Source organism: Acholeplasma laidlawii PG-8A, from assembly GCF_000018785.1.
GTDB lineage: Bacteria > Bacillota_I > Bacilli_A > Acholeplasmatales > Acholeplasmataceae > Acholeplasma > Acholeplasma laidlawii.
In genome coordinates this window covers 383,470-401,163 of the sequence record NC_010163.1, presented here as the reverse complement: position 1 = coordinate 401,163, position 17,694 = coordinate 383,470, and the positions used below count along the sequence as shown (strand labels likewise).

The following is a 17,694-nucleotide window of genomic DNA, read 5'->3' as shown; positions in this document are numbered from 1 at the left end:
CTCTATTCTTCATCAAATAAATCAAGCCTTGATAGTCTTAACTTTTGATTTTGTTTTGTTTGTATTGTTTCTTCAATGACTTTAGCTTGTAATGTATCATCTTTTTTTACTTCTTTTTTTGGTTGTACTGGCGTATCTTTTTCTTCAGTTTCTGCTGGGTATATTTCTAAATAGTAACCGTCCTCTACCATTTTCTTTCCATATTTATTCGCAACATATTTTAAGTCAGATACTGTAGTAATCAGCGCTTCTTTAGTGGATAAAATACGTACCTTTACATCTTCTTTGATTTGTGTTTTGGATACTCTAGATGCTGAGATTATGAAATGAGGAGATGTTTTAATACGATCTACTAAAATAATACCACGTCTATTTCTAGCGTATTTAGGTAATTCTAATACTGTATCTTTAATGATATGCCCGCGTGATGTTAAGAAGTAAAAATCATCTGATTCTTTAGCGTAAAATGCTACTGCAACTTCATCACCTTCTGCTAATGCCATAGATTTAACCCCACCAGCGGTTAAACCATATACTGGCAGTTCTTCTGTATCGAATCTTAAGACATAACCATGTTTAGAAATAGCTACTATATTGTCTAGTTGGTTATAGTCAACAGATACTAATTCATCGTCTTTTGACAACTTCATTGCGCGTAACGGTCTATTATACCTTGAAACTTCAAAATCTGCTAGATTTACTTGTTTCATTTGTCCTTGTTTTGTTGTAAGCAATATTTTTTGATCAATTGAAAAATCACTGACCTTTAAAACACGTATAATAGTTTCACCTTTTGAGGTAGGTACAATGTTATTAATATAAACACCGAGATCACGCCATTTTTGTTCTTCTATTTTATATACCGGTAAATAAATATATTGACCTAAATTTGTAAATAAGAGTAAGGTATCTAGTGTGTTTAATTCTTCTTCATAAAGCATTGCATCATTTTCTTTTAAACCTACTTCTTTAGATGCTACAACAGATCTTAGTGAGGCACGTTTTACGTAACCATCTTTAGTGATAGCTACATAGGTTTGTTCATCTGAGATGAGATCTTTTTCATCAATCTTTATCGTTTCAATTTCCGCTTCTAGTTCGGTACGTCTAGGTGAGGGAAGTAGTGTTTGAACTTCTTGAAGTTCAGATTTGATGGTCTTAAGTAAAATACGTTCATTCGATAATATTTGTTCTAGTCTAGTAATTTCTTTATATAAAGTATCTTTTTCATCTAGTAGTGCTTGGATATCGGTTGTAGATAATCTATATAGTTGAAGCATGACAATCGCTTCAGCTTGTAGTTCTGAAAAACCAAAACGCTTTTGGATATTTTCTTTTGAGTCTGCTTTATTTTTAGATTTTCTAATTTCTTCAATAACTTCTGATACAACAGAAGTCATTTGAATTAAACCATCAACAATATGATTTCTTTTTGTTGCACGTTCTAATTCATAATTAGATCTATTGGTTACTACTTCTTTTTGGTGTTCTAAATACACTTTTAATAATTCAAAAGCACCAGATAAAACTGGACGGTGTTTTAAAATAGCAACCATATTATAGTTGTAGTTTACTTGAAGATCACTTGATTTTAATAAGTAGTTTTGAATAAATTGTGCATCTGCACCTTTTTTAAGATCAATGGCAATTCTTAGACCTTCTTGGTCCGTTTCATCACGGATTTCTAAGATATCCTCGATATTGTTATTGATACGTAAATTATCAATTTGACGCACTAAATCTGCTTTATTAACTTCATAAGGTATTTCAGTAATCACAATACGGTCTTGAGATTTACTCATCTCTTCGACATTCATCTTAGCCCTGATAATAATTTTCCCACTACCTGTGGTGAGTGCTTCTTTAATACCTGCTTTACCTTGAACAATACCACCTGTTGGGAAGTCCGGTCCTTTTATATACTTTAATATTTCATCATTTGTAATATTTGGATTATCAATTAAAGCAATCGTTGCATCAATGACTTCATTTAAGTTATGTGGTGGTATTTTTGTTGCATAACCTGCTGAAATACCCATTGCACCATTGACAAGTAAGTTTGGAAAACGTGCGGGTAATACGGTAGGTTCTTGTTCCTCATCATCAAAGTTAGGTACAAAGTTTACTGTTCTTTTATCGATATCTTTAAGTAAAAATTCTGCTTCTTTAGATAGTCTAGCCTCGGTATAACGCATTGCCGCAGCAGAGTCACCATCTATGGAACCATTGTTACCATGCATATCAACTAGAGGTACTCTCATTTTAAAGTCCTGGCTCATACGAACCATTGCTTCATAAATAGATGAATCCCCATGAGGGTGATATTTCCCCATAACTTCTCCTGCAATTCTTGCAGATTTTTTATATGATTTGTTAAAGGCTAAACCCATTTGTCCCATTGCGTATAAAATACGACGTTGAACTGGTTTTAAACCATCTCTAGCATCTGGTAGTGCACGATCTTGAATGATATATTTAGAGTATCGTCCAAATCTAGAAGACATAATATCTTCTAAGAGAACTTTTTCAATTTTTTCTTCTATGAATTTGTCTAGTTTTTTGTCAATTTTACTCATCTTACCTTACCTTCTATGTCAAATTCATCAGTTACTTCAAAATCAACGTTTGCTTCAATCCATTCACGTCTTGGTGCAACCTGGTCACCCATTAATACACTAATGTGCTTATCACTAACGTTTAAATCATCGATTGTAACTTGAATCAGTGTACGTGACTCAGGATTCATTGTAGTTTCCCATAACTGATAAAAGTTCATTTCGCCTAACCCTTTAAAACGTGTAATCATGTAGTTTTGTCCAATGGATTCAAGTGTTTCTTTTAAATCTTCATCACTCCAAGCATAAACAGTTTCTTCTTTTTTGTTTTTCTTGTAAGTTACTTTATAAAATGGAGGCTGTGCAATATATAATCTACCCGCTTCAATTAATGGTCTCATGTATCTAAAGAAGAATGTTAAAAGAAGTGTTTGAATATGCGCACCATCATCATCGGCATCAGTCATAATAATCACTTTATTATAGTTACACTTTTTAATATCAAAATCCTCACCAAAATCAGCACCAATGGTGTAGATCATGGTCGAAATTTCTTCGTTTTTTAAGATGGTTTCTGTGTTGGTGCGTTCTGTGTTAATCACCTTACCACGTAGCGGTAAAATCGCTTGGAAGCGTCTATTTCTACCTTGTTTAGCAGAACCACCAGCAGAATCACCTTCAACTAAGAAGAGTTCATTAATTGATTTATCTTTACCTTGAGCAGGAGTTAATTTACCTGAAAGAATAACTTCTTTTTTACTTCTTTTCTTACCAGCTCTAGCTTCTTCACGTGCTTTTCTTGCAGCCTCTCTAGCATTAGCTGCAGCAACAGCTTTCGTAATAATAGATAAAGCAGCATCCGAATTTTCTTCTAAAAAGGTGTTAAACTTTTCATAAAATACTGTCTCTAGTGCATTTCTTGCCTCTGGTGTTCCTAGCTTACCTTTAGTTTGCCCTTCAAACTCTAGGACTGTTTCAGGTATACGTAATGATACAATAGCGGTTAGCCCTTCTCTAATGTCTACGCCATCAATATTACTATCTTTTTCTTTTATGTGATTATATTTTCTAGCGTAGTCATTAATAACTTTAGTAAGTGCAGATTTAAACCCAATTTCATGGGTACCACCATCTTTGGTACGTACGTTATTTACAAACGAAATAATATTTTCACTATAACTATCTGTATACTGTAAGGCAACTTCGACTTCAATTGCACTATCTTTAGCAGTATTAAAAGTGCCCTCCACATCCGTTACATCGTGTAGTGCATTTTTACCAGTGTTCATAAACTCCACGTAGGCTTTAATACCTTCATCAAATTTAAAGGTTTCTTTTTTATTATTTCTTTCATCAATAAGATTAATTTTTAGACCCTTAATTAAGTAAGCAGATTCTTTTAATCGTTCTTTAATCGTATCGTAGTTATAAAGCGTTGTAGAAAAAATAGACGGATCTGGTTTAAAGTATACTTGTGTACCAGTTTTTTTAGTATCTCCTATTTTTTCTTGGTTAAATATCTTTTTACCACCATTTTCAAAACGTTGTCTGAAAATACCGCCGTCTTTATATACAGTAACTTCCAAGACAGAGGATAATGCATTTACTACAGATGAACCAACACCGTGTAAACCACCAGCTACTTTATATGCACCATCGCCACCAAATTTACCTCCTGCATGTAAAACAGTAAAAATAACCTGGGTAGTTGGAACCCCAGATGTATGTTTTTTATATGGCATACCGCGTCCATCATCTAGTACTTCGATTGCATTGTCAGGTTTGATTGTTACTGTAATTTCACTACCAAAACCAGCTAATACTTCATCCATCGCGTTATCTACGATTTCCCAAACCAAATGATGTAATCCCCTATGGTCAGTTGAACCAATATACATACCCGGTCTTTTTCGTACAGCCTCTAGTCCTTCTAATATTTGAATACTCGTCTCGTCATAATTTGTTTTTGCCACAGTTGTACTCCAATCATTGAAATTATATCTCTATTATACATTAAAAGATAATCATTATAACAAGAATGATTATCTTTAAAAGTATTTTCTTGCTGTATTAATTTATAAAAAATTGATGTTGTTATCTGGATCAGAATAGAGTCTTCTGCCTCTATTAAGTTGATTAATTTTTTCAATATCTTCAGGTGCAAGTACTAATTCTTGCCCCTTAAAGTTTTCAATTAACCTTTCCTCATGGACACTTTTTGGAATCATTACAATGCCTCTTGCTAGCCCCCACTGAACAATAACTTGTGCAACTGTTGCACCATATTGTTTCGCAATTTCTTCTAATACCTCATGTGTTTTACCAGTAAAGACTTCACCTCTTGCAAGTGGCCCGTAGGAAGTCATTAAAATATCATTATCAGTTAAGTATTTTTGTAAAGGTACTTGACTTAATAGTGGATGACATTCTACTTGATTCATTACTGGTCTTACTATAGCTTTTTTAAGTAAATTTTCTAAATGGTGAATTTGGAAATTAGATACACCAATCGATTTAAATAATCCTTCCTGGTAATAACTTTCAAAAATTTTCCAAATTAAATCATTGATGTGGTGATCATGATCAGGCCAATGAATTAACATTAAATCAATATATCCGATATTTAATGTTTTTAAAGATTTATCTAAAGCCTCTTTGATAAGAACAATATCTCCATCATAGTGTTTAGCAAGCTTAGATGTAACAAATATCTCTTCTCTTGGAATACCTGAGTCCCTTATAGCTCTACCTATATCTGATTCGTTGCCATACATTATGGCTGTATCAATATGTCTGTATCCTATCTTTAATGCGAGTTTCACAGTATCATATGCTGATTCACCAGCCTCAACCCTAAAGGTTCCTAAACCGAATTTAGGAATTTTCTTACCATTGTTTAATGTATAAGTTTCCATATTATACCTCCTTAGTAGAATGACTTAATTTTATCACTAGTTAAATCACTAATGAGTGTAAATAGCATCTTTCTAGCCTCTGCTAAATCAAATAAATCTGCAATTGCTGCACTAGAATGAATATATCTTGCAGGTAAACCGATTGTTGTAGAAGGAATACCTTCATGCATATCAATGGCTTTTGCAGCATCGGTTCCACCCATTGAAACATACTCTTGAAACTTAATTTGATGTGTGTTAGCTAATGACTTAAAATATTCTTTTAATGGAAATAACATAATATTCTTGGGGTCAAATATTCTTAATAAAAAACCATCACCTAATTTAGACATAGAGTCTTTATCATGAATATCATTAAGTGGCGAACAATCAAGTGCAATAAACATATCTGGTTTGAATAAGTTAGTCGCTATTTCAGAACCTCTTAATCCCACCTCTTCTTGTGTTGTTGCACCAATAATTAAGTTATAATCAAATGTCTTACCACTAAAGTGTTCAATAGCTTCTAGTGCTAAGCCACAACCAAAGCGGTTATCAATAGCCTTTGATATCCACCTTTTACCGTTCATAGTTTCTATGTAAGGTGTATCAAATAACACCATGTCACCTAAATTAATGCCAAAACTTAATGTTTCTTCTTTACTGCTTGATCCAACGTCTAATAGTAAATTTGCAATATCCACATTATTACTTTGTTTTAGGTGTGGTGGAATACTACCAATTACACCCGGTATTTTTTTACCATCATTTGTATATACATACATGATTTGAGATATAAAAACATCACCTGATAGTCCACCGATCGGAAGTACTTCAATAGCTCCATTTGGTCTAATATGTTTTACCATTAAACCAACTTCATCCATGTGACCAGCAATTAAGAGTGTTTTTGCATCTTTATTAGTTGATTTTTTATAGGCAAAAATACCACCCAATCTATCTTTTTTAATTTCGAAATCAGGGTATTTTTGCATTACACTTTCCATGTAGGAACGTACTCTATTTTCATTACCAGATATCCCTGGTATTACACTTAAATTTTTATAATGATTAGTCATGATTTTGCTCCGCTATTAATTGATATATTGGACCACTTACACGTTTCTTAACTTCATATTCTGTCATATAATCTGATGGTGCAAGTGCCCAGTTACAATCTGATACAATGAACGATGCTTCGTTAAAGTATTGAAATGAGTCAACGAATAAATCTGCATGATCTGTTCTAAAGATGATTTTTCCATCTTTTTTTAAGTAGTTTTTATATTGATTTAACATCGTAGGATAAGTCAACCTACGTTTATGGTGCTTTTTCTTTGGCCATGGGTCAGAGAAATTTAAATGTAGGTTATCTACTTTTACATCCACTAAATATTCATTTAATTTTTCTGCATCATCCATAATAACAATCAAGTTTTTCAACTCTAAAACACTTTTTTTTTGCGCTAAACGGTAACACACATTTTGATCACGTTCTACTGCAATAAATACTTCTTCTGGGAAATCATTAGCAAGTGATGTGATAAAACGCCCTTTACCACTACCAATTTCTAATGTGATCTTTTTTGAAGCATCTACTTTAAGTGGTGTAGGCGCTAATAAAACACCTAACTTTTCTAGATTTTCAATCGTTGCATCTTTAATTTTCTTTTGTCTCATATTTTTCTTCCTTACTAAAGAGTCTGGCTAAATATATACCTATTGGTATACATAATAAACCGATTAGCCACATATACCACTGATTACTAAAATCAAATATGTGCACTGGTGTTTCACTTTGTCGTAAATCGTCGTTTAAACTAAAAATAATATTAATTGGTGAAGCCACAATAATACCTAATATTAATTGATAGAAGAGTTTTGGTGCTTTCTTTAATACATAATTAAATACTTTACCAAGTAAAATAAATGCAAGTATAATACCTATTGCTACAAATACTAAAGAAAATATATTGTTCATAAATAACTCAACATTAATAGTAAATACAGCTTCTATAAGTGTTTTACCTAGTAAGATGAGTGGTCCATAATAACCAATAATTAACATAAGCATCGTACCACTTAAGCCTGGAACAATTAAACTGACCGCCAGTAGTACCCCTACAACTATCCAAAGTACAAAGTTCGTATTGGATGTATCTGTTTGAGCAAGATATGGTGCAAATATTGTAAAACTTATCATTAATATAAAGGTTATTAAAAACATAATGATTGGCTTATATTTTCTAGTCTTTTCTTCTGCTAGTTTATAGATTTCAGGTATACCACCTAAGATTAAACCAATAAATAATAATGTACTAGGAATAGGGATTAAGTAAAAGACATATGCAATCACTAAAAATCCTACTAGGACACCTAGTAAGATGCCCAAAATGTATTCCCATATTGAAAGGACCGCCTTAATTGGCGTTTTAGTTACTTTATCGAGTGCTTCGATCAACTTGGAATATATATTAAAAGCGGCAGCAATCATACCACCGCTTACTCCAGGTAAAATCGCTCCAACACCAATAAGCATACCTTGGAGTACCTTTTTAATCATTTGCTAATTTGTCCTAATCCTTCGGATATCATGAAATCAGTAATGCCAGCGATAGCTTCTTTTGCATCTTCACCTTCAGCTTTTATTTCTACGATTTCACCATTGTAGATACCAAGACTCATAACGCCCATGATACTTTTTAAGTTCACTGTGCGGTTAAAGGCGGTTAAAGTGATTTCACTTTGGAACCCCATTGCTTGATTTACTAAACGAGTAGCCGGTCTAGCGTGTAGCCCATACTCTGAAACGATAACAAATTTTTGTTTCATTGTCTTACCTCATTTCTTAACTTATCTAAATTATTTTTTACCTCTATAGGATTATCTTTAATTAATAATTTCAACTCTTTACCAGTTAAAAAGCCAGATATATCTAATGTCTTTAAAAGTGCTTGTGAAACCAGTTTAGGATTATTAAGCTGGATTTTTAATCTTTTATGATCTAAAAATGTACCATTAATATTTTCCTTACCACCAAGTGCTTCTAAAAGTCTTTGTACATCTAAAACTGCAGTTCCTTTAGAACTTTTTTGATTTTTTCTGTGATATATATATAGGTAAGTTACACCTAATACAATCACTGCTAATGATATGCTTAATGCTATTATTTGTTCAGTTGTCATACTATCACATTCCTTAATACTTATTATATGTTTTTTTCACCAAAATTTCAATCTTTTAATGAACTTGATATGTTATAATAACTTTATTATAACGTTTAGAAGGGTTTTGATAGGATGGATTACATTATAGAGTTAATTAAATATATAATTTTAGGTATTATTCAAGGGGTCACTGAAATATTTCCAGTGTCCAGCTCTGGCCACTTAGTATTATTTTCTAATTTATTTTTAGGTGGAGAAGATATAAATGCTACACTTACATTATTTTTAATGATAACCAATATGGGCTCATTTCTAGCTTTGCTAATCTATTATTTCAAAGATGTTAAAGAGTTAGTAGTCGATTCGTTTAATTTTGTTTTCAATAAAGAAAAAAGAAAAGAAATAATAGTTCAAGAAAACATTAGTTATGCAGTTAAACTTATTATCGCCATTGTGCCTATTGGGATTGCAGGATTACTCATTAAAGACTATCTACCTACAAATTTATTAAGCATAGGTATTTCTCTTATCATAACATCACTCTTATTATTCTTAGTTTTCCTTTTAAGAAACAAAAAGTTTTCAAATGATATTACATTTAAAAATGCCGGTGTGATTGGTTTAATTCAAATGTTTGCAGTATTCCCAGGTATTAGTAGATCAGGTATTACCTTAGTGGGTGGTTTGAGTCAAAAAATTGAAATCAAAAAAGTTATGCGTTTTTCATTTCTATGTTATTTACTTATTAGTATACCTGTTTCAGGTCTAGGATTATATGATGCAATAAAAAATCCTGGAACAATGAGTGATATCCCAGGATTTAGTCTTGCTTTTATATTTAGTTTTATCTTCTCGTTATTAACTATAAAGATCATGCACAAATATGTCACTGTTAAAAATTTAATTTGGTTTTCTCTATATGCTTTAACAGTTGGTCTAGTTTCAATTACTTTATATATTATTTAATAAACATACTATCGCCAAATGAGAAAAAGCGGTAGTTTTTTTTCACTGCGTCTTCATAGACTTCAAGCACTTTTTCTCTATTATAGAATGCTGAAATCAACATGATGAGCGTTGATTTTGGTAAATGGAAATTAGTGATAATCGCACCAATGATCTTAAATTGATATCCCGGATAAATAAAGATGTTGGTTGAGTAATTACCTGCATGGAATCCATCATTATAGTTAGATTCTAGTGTTCTTACAGTGGTTGTACCAACTGCGATAATTCTTTTACCTTCTTTTTTATATTGGTTTAATAATCGGGCAGTCTCTTCGTTTATCTCATAACTTTCATAGTGCATTTGATGTTCTAATACATCATCTACTTGAACTGGTCTAAATGTACCTAAACCAACATGGAGTGTAATTTCTAATACTTGAACACCTTTGGCTTTAATCTTTTCTAAAAGTTCTTTGGTAAAATGGAGTCCTGCAGTAGGTGCTGCAGCAGATCCTGCATATTTTGCATAAACAGTTTGATATCTTGATTTATCTTCTAATTTTTCCGTTATGTAAGGTGGTAGTGGCATGGTACCTAAAGCATCTAGTACTTCTAAAAATATACCTTCATAGATTGCTTTAAAGATGCGAATACCTTCATCTTTAATGCCAATACACTCCATTTTAAGTGCACCATCACCAAAACTTACTACAGTACCAATTTTAATTTTTTTGGCAGGTTTCGTTAAAGCTTCCCAAGTGTTTTTTTCTAACTCTTTAAGTAGTAAAACTTCAATGACTGCATGCGTATCGATCTTTTCACCAATTAATCTTGCAGGGATAACTTTTGTGTTATTCATAACTAGTACATCATTGCTACTTAACTCATCTAAGATGTCATAAAACAAACAATCTTTTGTTGTTTGTTTTTCTCTATCAACAACCAATAATTTTGAGTGGTCTCGTTTATCTTTTGGATGTTGCGCTATATGTGATTTGGGTAAATCATAATCAAATAATTCTAATTTCAATTGTCTAATAATCCTTTATAATATTTCACACCTAAAAGGTTGTATGCAAGTTCTGTTGCAACTCTACCTCTTGGTGTACGTTTAATATAACCTTCCTGTAACAAGTAAGGTTCATATACATCTTCAATTGTTCCTGGTTCTTCACCAATTGTAGAAGCCAGTGATTCAAGTCCAACAGGACCACCATTAAATCGCTCTACAATGCCTCTTAAATATAAATAGTCTGATGCATCCAGACCCTTATGATCAATGCCTAATTTGGTCAATGCTAACTGTGTAATATCTAGTGTTATCACGGCATCTGTCATAATTTCAGCAAAGTCTCTTACGCGTCTAAATAGACGGTTTGCTATTCTAGGTGTACCTCTACTACGCTTAGATAATTCATCTACTGCTTTTTCATCAATTTCATTTTGATATACTTTAGAAGTTCTTCTTACAATTTGTTTGATTTCTTCTAACTTGTAATAACTTAATCTAAATACAGCACCAAATCGTTCCCTTAACGGGTGTGATAAATCACCAAATCTAGTGGTTGCACCAATGAGTGTAAACGGTGGTAATTCGATTCTAATACTTCTAGAATCTCTTTCCTTATCTAGAACAATATCAAGCGTATAATCTTCCATTGCAGAATAAAGAACCTCTTCAACAAAACGAGGTATACGGTGAATTTCATCAATAAATAACACATCTCCTGGACTTAATGAAGAAAGAAGGGCTACTAAGTCACCTGTTTTTTCTATAGCTGGACCACTTGTTATTTTGATATCTACACCTAACTCATTAGCGATAATTTGAGCAAGTGTTGTCTTACCTAAACCCGGTGCACCATAAAGTAAAACGTGATCTAAACTTTCTTCACGTTTTAATGCTGCCTGAATATAAATAGATAACATTTCTTTAATATCATCTTGCCCTATATATTGGTTTAAGGTTTGAGGACGAAGCATCAATTCATCATCATTTTTTAAATTTAAATCTCTTAATACTGATTTTTCTTCACTCATGTGTCATACCTACTTTAATAATATTGCAAGTGCTTCTTTTAGTGCTTTATTTAAGTCTTGATCAAAATTAACATGCTTTAATGATTTTGCAATCTCTTTTTTATTATAGCCTAATGCTTCTAATGCAGCAGCTACATCCTTAGAGTTATCACTTAAAAGTTGCATATCTAGTTCATCATTTACCAGTTTACCTTTTAAGTCTAAAATAATTTGTTGAGCACTCTTCATCCCAATACCAGGAAACTTAGTTAAATATTTTGCATCTGATGTTTCAATGGCTGCAATAATTTTATTTGTATCATCAAATGCTACAATACTCATTGCAGATTTTGGACCAATACCAGATACACTTATAAGTTTTAAAAATAGATTTAAAGTTTCTTCATCTTTAAATCCATAAAGTTGAAAAATATCCTCTCTTACATGTAAATAAGTTACTACTGTTGTTTCTTCACCAATTTTATATTGATATGGTACTGGACTTAAGACTAAATAGCCCACACCATTATTTTCAACAACAATATGTTGTGGATTAATTTGTGTTACTATACCTTTAATGTATCGATACATAGATTTCACCTAACTTTATTATCTTTAAATTTAATTATAACATTTTTACGGACTTTTTAGACCAATATGTGCCTTTTTTACATTGTTTTATGGCTATATATATAAATTCATAACAACATACTAGTAAGTCCTAATCTGCAGTTTATTTTTGATAAAACCAATTAAACTCTCAGCCACTAAAATGGCTTTAAAATAGAAAATAGAGATGCTTATTATGATATAATAAGTTAGGTAGGTGAAAATGCTTGTTTGAATTTGTAAAAGAATCTAATTTAGCTTTAGATGAACTCGCTAAAAAAGATAAGAATTATAAATCAATATTGACGCAGCTTAAATCATTACTCTCTGAAATTAAAGGAGAGTTTTTAACATTTGATAAAGCACATAAAAAGGCCGAACAATCTACAAATGAATCGCACCAAGAAATTAAGGTGCGTTTTAATGAAAAAATTAAAACCCTAGAACTAAATCTTCATGACTTTTCAAACCAGATTGATCTTCAAGTATCACAGATAGAGATGAATTCTAAGGAAGAATATCAATCTATTTTAAATAACACTAAAACAGAAGTTGAACGTATAAAATCACTTATATTAAATATTGAGCATGCATTTAACGAAAGTAAATCTAAGGCTCATTCCATTCGCTCTAAAGAAGTTTCAGATATCTCTAAAGTGATGGTAGACATAAAAAAGCAAAGTGCTCAGTCTATAACATTATTAGAGTCTAATTATAAAAAAGAATTTGAAAAAATTATAGAAAATTTCGAATCAAATCAAGCACTACTTCTTTTAGAAATTGAGGATGCAACTAAAAACTACGAGAAAGAAAAAAGTAAAATTAGTCATATAAAAAACTTTTATAGAGAACAATCTGATAAAAAATATCTTTCTATTAAAAATGATTATCATGCTGCATCTATCGAATTTAATAAATCACTTGAAACTTTAAAAAAGGAAAAAGAACATCATCTAAAAGAACTTAAACAAAGTGATGAAGCAAATAGACTTCCTATTGAAGATGCCTTAGATAAGTTAAAATTAGACTATGAGGCACAAAAACTTCAAGTTGAACAAACTTATAAAGAAAAACTTGAAGCACATAAAAATAAAATCGAAGTAATCACAACCAATTTTAATACTAAAAAAGATGAGTTAACCATCACTTATAGTGATGCATTATCTCTTATCAACTCTAAACTGAGTTCTTTTAGAGATGTCATTGCAAACGATAGATTAGACCGCAATCAAAAATTAAAAGAAGACTTAAAAGAAACACAAAATGAAGATGCTATCAAGGCACTTAAAAAAGATGTAAAAAGACATCTACGTCAACAAGATGCCGAACTCAACAGACAAATCATTCGTACTGAAAAAGAGTCTCATGCACTATTAAAAGCACATTACCAAAAGCTACAAGACTTAGAACTCAAATACTTAGAAGATAAGTCTAATTGGCGTATTAAGGGCAAAAAGTTTGTTATAGATCAAAAATTAGAAAACTATGTGAACGAACAAAACTATCAATATCAACTCAAATCACTTCAATTACAACTTAAAACATTAAAATCAACCTATGAATTTGAGTTAGAAAAAACAGATATTACACACTTATCTCAAATAGCTCCACTTGATTTAAAATTAAGTGTTGCAAACGCTATATCTGAAAAAGATGTGAATCTTCTATCCAATGATACCAATTACCATTTAAACTTCTACCAACATCAAGAAGATAGTCTAACCCATAATTTTACTGTGTTTAAACTCACTAAGGAACATGAACTTGAAGTACTAAACTTAACTAAAGAACATGATTTAAGTGTATCTAATATGTCTTTACAACTTTCTATTGATAAAGAAAACGTCATTAGAGAACAACAACTAGCAAACCAACAACTCAAAAAAGACTATATTGAATATACCTATCAAAAACAAGTATCTAGTGAAGAACTTATCTACTTAAAACAAAAAGCATTATATGAAAATGAGATACAACACTTAATGAAATCTGAACATAGTTATCATAACTATCTAACAGATAAAAGAGTGATTGAACAAAGTATATTAAAACATAAACGTAGAATTGAAGAAACAAATATTCACTTCTTGGAACGTTTAGAATTTGTAGATATGACCAATGAAATGCTTACTAAAGATTTAGAGGTAATTCATTCTAGAATTCACTACTTATTCAATCAGATCTACTTAATATATAATATTCATCACCATTTCATGTTGTCTCTAATTCAAATATATGAAATCCCTGCACACCCTGAGGATGTTAAACAGTATATACATTTATACCTTGAAGTATTTAAACATTTAAATAGCATTCAAGAACAAGCAAAAGATCAATTCTTACTTGATTTAAATACATTCCAAGAAGTTAAAATCAACGATTTAAGTGCATTAAAACTAAAAACCAATAATGACTTACTTGAATCTGAATACATGGCTAAAATTAAAACTATTGACTTAGACATTACTTCTACTAACCAGATCATTAGTGATATTGAAGACAGAATTTTAGTGTTATCTTCTAACGTTGATAGAGTTCAATTTGAATTAAATGAAATAGAAACTTCTGATAATCCAAAAGCTTCTTTATCGACTAAAAAGGATTTAACAAAACAACTAAATATCATTGAATCAGAAATTTCTACTTTGGATAAATCCATCATTAAATATAACAATCAAATTGATTTATTAAATAAACGAAAGAATCGTCTACTTGGTGAACTTGATAAAAAACGTAGTATCACACTATCTAAAAATCAAACAGATACCAAATCATACTTAAAACAAAAACTATTCTATATCCATGGTATTAAGCAAATTACTCAGTTATTTAAGGTTTATGAAGAAAAAGTACTCGTAATTACGAACAAGCTTGATCAACCACTTTATTTAACAGACAATATCATTAAAGAATATCAAAAGGGATACACGCGTATTGAAGAGTACTTTGAAAAGACTTCTAACGCTATTTACCAATCCTTATTAAAGGGTAGTGTAAGTCTTTATGATAAACTTATGGCTCAGCAAAATATTTCCAAAAAAGATTTTCTAACTGAACAAAAGCATCTGCTTAAAAAGTTAGATAAACAACAGCTTGAGTTTGAACTCAAATTAAAAAATTTATCAAGTGATTTCAAACATCATCTACAGTTATTAAGTGATGAAAAAGATACAATTATTCAAAATATCAATACTGTTCAATTTAAGAGTCAAGAACAAGACTTAATCAATCAACAAAAACTGATGTCACTTACTGAATCTAAAATTATGTCAACAGAGTCTAATTTGAATAAAGAAATTTTATTAATTGATGACAATTTAAAATCCGTTATCCTTCAAATGCATAATGATTTCGACAAACAAATTCAAAAGATCAAACTACAACATGATAAAAACATCCTAAAGCATAATGAAGCAATGTTACTAAAAACTAAAAATCTAAAAGCACTTGAGGAAAGTACAAAACTTAAGAATGGTCAGTTATCCATGAGATTTACTCAAGCTGAAGTAAAACTCATAGAACTAAATAAAGAAAAAATTGCTAACTTTGAGCAATCCATTCAAAAAAAGCACAGTTTATTACTTAAAAAGATTCAATCCTATGCAGATGAGTTAAAATCTGCTCAAACTAAAAAAGATTTAAGTATTAAAGATAATGAATCTAAACTACTAGCCTTTACATCTAAAGTTGAGATACATGAAAGAAAAATACTACAAAAAGATCTAAAAGATGCAAAAGCAAGTTATCAATTTAAACAGCGCACACTTAAACTATAAGTAAATAGGCTCTCTAAAAACAAATCCAAGTCCTAATAAATGACTTGGATTTTTTTCTTATATGTGTATCTAATTTTATTTACTACCCTCTATAATTCATTAGGTATTATTTCATCAGTTATAATCCTTGTTCTATCAAATTCAACATCATTTCTTTCTACATATAGCCTTATTTGATAATCTTCTAAATAAGATTTTTTAATTTCTACAAGATACATCTCCATCATTATTACATTTAAAACATCTGGTCCTTTATATGAGAAGTTAAAGACAACTTCATTATCTTTTATGTTGACACTATTTAACTTAACGTCATAACCAGAATTATTTCTTTCAAAAGTGATATATACTAAACTGTTTTCTTCAAAAAATGCTTCATCGTATACGTATAAATCTTTGAAGGCTTTGACATGGTAATCATTTTCATTACTAATAAATTGAAGGTAAGTATCATAATTATCCATTCTAAATGAATCAGATATTATCGTCATATATTTATCATAATGACCCACTATTTTGTAGTTCTTATTTTCTTTTGTGCATGCACTTAATGTTATAACTAGTACCATTAATAAAGCTAATATTGTTTTTTTCATGTGTTTAAATCCCCTTTTAACGCTGTTATTATTATAATAAAGTAATTATATGTATCAATTATTTATTCTACAATCATGACATTTTATTAAACTTCTTAAATCTTTTTAAGATTATTGATTGGTGCAATATATCATTTATTGTGTTGTTAGTTTCTATCTACCACTTCTACTTTGTATCACACCAGATGAGTGTAGAAGGTCCATTGAATACAAATTCTAACCCTTCAATAGTTTCACTTACGATGCCACCATAAATGTAAAACGTTACTGATATTTTAACAGCATAAGCAGACTCATATTTGCCATAATATTTATCTATATTAATGTTTTCTAAAGTTGCATTCGGATAATCGTTTATCAATTCTGCTAATCTAGTTTTCTTTATAGCCCCTTCAAAAATTGAATCTAGTTCAAGTTGGATTTGTACCCGTTCATGATATTTGTGTAATAAATTTAAATTTTCTAGTGTTAAAAGTCCTTGATCATATGCTTCTTGTATCGTGTAAAACTTTCCACCTTTAGGTGTAACGACTTGCATTAGATAGTCTATAAATGCATCTATACCTACAAGTTCATAATGCATACCATCTTCATTAAGAGATCCAATTTGGATAGTAACAAAATTATTGTCATTGTCATACATTACAATATAATCATTTATTGGCGATGCATCGATGTTGCCTTCATATTTTTTGTAGGTTAATGACAATAATTTCTTTACCACACCTTTAACACTATCTTCAGGTATTTCATATTCAATAGGGTCTTTATAGATTTGATTTTGCTCATCATAATTTGTTCTATTTGTACCATACACTACTTTAGTTGGATTTTTAAACTCTAAACTAACCGGTTGTACATCTGTAATACCTATAGATGAACATCCTGAAAAAAGTAAGATTGCTACCACACTTAATATAATAAATAATGTTTTTTTCATATCTATAAACCTCCAGATTTGGTCTAATATATAACTTTAGCTTTATGATTACTGTATGATAGATCTTTGTTGTTGCTTAGTATACATTTTAATGTTTAAACAAGTATATACAAAATATCAAGTATAGTCAAATGAAATAATAATTCAAGTACAAAGTCCTTAGTTGGTAATCTTAGGTCTTTAGTGTATT

The 17,694-nt window shown here is 30.6% G+C and carries 15 protein-coding genes; 2 read left to right on the top strand and 13 right to left on the bottom strand.

Features of this window, described 5'->3' with window-relative positions:
• Window positions 1-2: 2 nt before the first annotated feature.
• The 8 genes from parC to ACL_RS01865 form a co-directional block, all read right to left on the bottom strand.
• On the bottom strand, window positions 3-2,576 hold the full coding sequence (gene parC / locus ACL_RS01900) for a DNA topoisomerase IV subunit A (protein ID WP_012242333.1): 2,574 nt from the start codon (window positions 2,574-2,576) through the stop codon (window positions 3-5).
• Window positions 2,573-4,528, bottom strand: a complete 1,956-nt coding sequence (gene parE / locus ACL_RS01895; protein WP_012242332.1) for a DNA topoisomerase IV subunit B — start codon at window positions 4,526-4,528, stop codon at window positions 2,573-2,575. Before parE ends, parC begins: the two co-directional genes overlap by 4 nt.
• Before the next feature lie 102 nt (window positions 4,529-4,630).
• Window positions 4,631-5,470: an aldo/keto reductase gene (locus tag ACL_RS01890; protein WP_012242331.1), complete on the bottom strand. Its 840-nt coding sequence runs from the start codon at window positions 5,468-5,470 to the stop codon at window positions 4,631-4,633.
• A gap of 11 nt (window positions 5,471-5,481) precedes the next feature.
• Entirely contained in the window at window positions 5,482-6,528 is a 1,047-nt protein-coding gene (locus ACL_RS01885) for a M42 family metallopeptidase (RefSeq protein WP_012242330.1), read from the bottom strand.
• A complete protein-coding gene (trmB, locus tag ACL_RS01880) occupies window positions 6,521-7,129 on the bottom strand; it encodes a tRNA (guanosine(46)-N7)-methyltransferase TrmB (RefSeq protein ID WP_012242329.1) in 609 nt (202 codons plus the stop codon). Before trmB ends, ACL_RS01885 begins: the two co-directional genes overlap by 8 nt.
• Window positions 7,110-8,012 (bottom strand): DUF368 domain-containing protein, encoded by a 903-nt coding sequence (locus ACL_RS01875; protein WP_012242328.1) that lies wholly within the window; start codon window positions 8,010-8,012, stop codon window positions 7,110-7,112. The genes trmB and ACL_RS01875 overlap by 20 nt, the downstream gene beginning before the upstream one ends.
• The gene (locus tag ACL_RS01870; protein WP_012242327.1) at window positions 8,009-8,281 is read right to left on the bottom strand and encodes a phosphocarrier protein HPr; all 273 of its coding nucleotides are present in this window, start codon (window positions 8,279-8,281) and stop codon (window positions 8,009-8,011) included. Before ACL_RS01870 ends, ACL_RS01875 begins: the two co-directional genes overlap by 4 nt.
• Window positions 8,278-8,634, bottom strand: a complete 357-nt coding sequence (locus ACL_RS01865; protein ID WP_012242326.1) for a PTS sugar transporter subunit IIB — start codon at window positions 8,632-8,634, stop codon at window positions 8,278-8,280. The genes ACL_RS01870 and ACL_RS01865 overlap by 4 nt, the downstream gene beginning before the upstream one ends.
• Before the next feature lie 114 nt (window positions 8,635-8,748).
• Between ACL_RS01865 and ACL_RS01860 the strand changes: the two genes are divergently transcribed.
• Entirely contained in the window at window positions 8,749-9,582 is an 834-nt protein-coding gene (locus tag ACL_RS01860) for an undecaprenyl-diphosphate phosphatase (RefSeq protein ID WP_012242325.1), read from the top strand.
• On the opposite strand, the gene queA is transcribed toward ACL_RS01860, so the two are convergent.
• Genes queA through ruvA form a run of 3 tightly spaced genes read right to left on the bottom strand, consistent with a single transcriptional unit; the run spans window position 9,575 to window position 12,174 of the window.
• A complete protein-coding gene (gene queA / locus ACL_RS01855) occupies window positions 9,575-10,594 on the bottom strand; it encodes a tRNA preQ1(34) S-adenosylmethionine ribosyltransferase-isomerase QueA (protein ID WP_041633767.1) in 1,020 nt (339 codons plus the stop codon). The two genes, ACL_RS01860 and queA, sit on opposite strands and share 8 nt — an antisense overlap.
• The gene (gene ruvB / locus ACL_RS01850; protein ID WP_012242323.1) at window positions 10,591-11,604 is read right to left on the bottom strand and encodes a Holliday junction branch migration DNA helicase RuvB; all 1,014 of its coding nucleotides are present in this window, start codon (window positions 11,602-11,604) and stop codon (window positions 10,591-10,593) included. Before ruvB ends, queA begins: the two co-directional genes overlap by 4 nt.
• A gap of 9 nt (window positions 11,605-11,613) precedes the next feature.
• On the bottom strand, window positions 11,614-12,174 hold the full coding sequence (gene ruvA / locus ACL_RS01845) for a Holliday junction branch migration protein RuvA (RefSeq protein WP_012242322.1): 561 nt from the start codon (window positions 12,172-12,174) through the stop codon (window positions 11,614-11,616).
• A 245-nt stretch (window positions 12,175-12,419) separates the two neighbouring features.
• Between ruvA and ACL_RS01840 the strand changes: the two genes are divergently transcribed.
• Entirely contained in the window at window positions 12,420-15,968 is a 3,549-nt protein-coding gene (locus tag ACL_RS01840) for a hypothetical protein (protein WP_041633766.1), read from the top strand.
• Between the two features lie 89 nt (window positions 15,969-16,057).
• Here the strand turns inward: ACL_RS01840 and ACL_RS01835 are convergent, their stop codons facing one another.
• Both ACL_RS01835 and ACL_RS01830 read right to left on the bottom strand, forming a co-directional pair.
• A complete protein-coding gene (locus ACL_RS01835; RefSeq protein ID WP_012242320.1) occupies window positions 16,058-16,564 on the bottom strand; it encodes a hypothetical protein in 507 nt (168 codons plus the stop codon).
• Window positions 16,565-16,730: 166 nt separating this feature from the next.
• Window positions 16,731-17,504 carry a hypothetical protein gene (locus ACL_RS01830; RefSeq protein ID WP_012242319.1) on the bottom strand — a complete coding sequence of 258 codons (774 nt, stop codon included), beginning with the start codon at window positions 17,502-17,504 and terminating at the stop codon, window positions 16,731-16,733.
• Window positions 17,505-17,694: the final 190 nt, after the last annotated feature.

Excerpts from the sequence above, each read along its gene's own strand:
- parC (WP_012242333.1), bottom strand. The coding sequence starts at position 2,576 with ATGAGTAAAATTGACAAAAAACTAGACAAATTCATAGAAGAAAAAATT.
- ACL_RS01890 (WP_012242331.1), bottom strand. The coding sequence starts at position 5,470 with ATGGAAACTTATACATTAAACAATGGTAAGAAAATTCCTAAATTCGGT.
- ACL_RS01885 (WP_012242330.1), bottom strand. The coding sequence starts at position 6,528 with ATGACTAATCATTATAAAAATTTAAGTGTAATACCAGGGATATCTGGT.
- trmB (WP_012242329.1), bottom strand. The coding sequence starts at position 7,129 with ATGAGACAAAAGAAAATTAAAGATGCAACGATTGAAAATCTAGAAAAG.
- ACL_RS01875 (WP_012242328.1), bottom strand. The coding sequence starts at position 8,012 with ATGATTAAAAAGGTACTCCAAGGTATGCTTATTGGTGTTGGAGCGATT.
- ACL_RS01870 (WP_012242327.1), bottom strand. The coding sequence starts at position 8,281 with ATGAAACAAAAATTTGTTATCGTTTCAGAGTATGGGCTACACGCTAGA.
- ACL_RS01865 (WP_012242326.1), bottom strand. The coding sequence starts at position 8,634 with ATGACAACTGAACAAATAATAGCATTAAGCATATCATTAGCAGTGATT.
- ACL_RS01860 (WP_012242325.1), top strand. The coding sequence starts at position 8,749 with ATGGATTACATTATAGAGTTAATTAAATATATAATTTTAGGTATTATT.
- ruvB (WP_012242323.1), bottom strand. The coding sequence starts at position 11,604 with ATGAGTGAAGAAAAATCAGTATTAAGAGATTTAAATTTAAAAAATGAT.
- ruvA (WP_012242322.1), bottom strand. The coding sequence starts at position 12,174 with ATGTATCGATACATTAAAGGTATAGTAACACAAATTAATCCACAACAT.
- ACL_RS01835 (WP_012242320.1), bottom strand. The coding sequence starts at position 16,564 with ATGAAAAAAACAATATTAGCTTTATTAATGGTACTAGTTATAACATTA.
- ACL_RS01830 (WP_012242319.1), bottom strand. The coding sequence starts at position 17,504 with ATGAAAAAAACATTATTTATTATATTAAGTGTGGTAGCAATCTTACTT.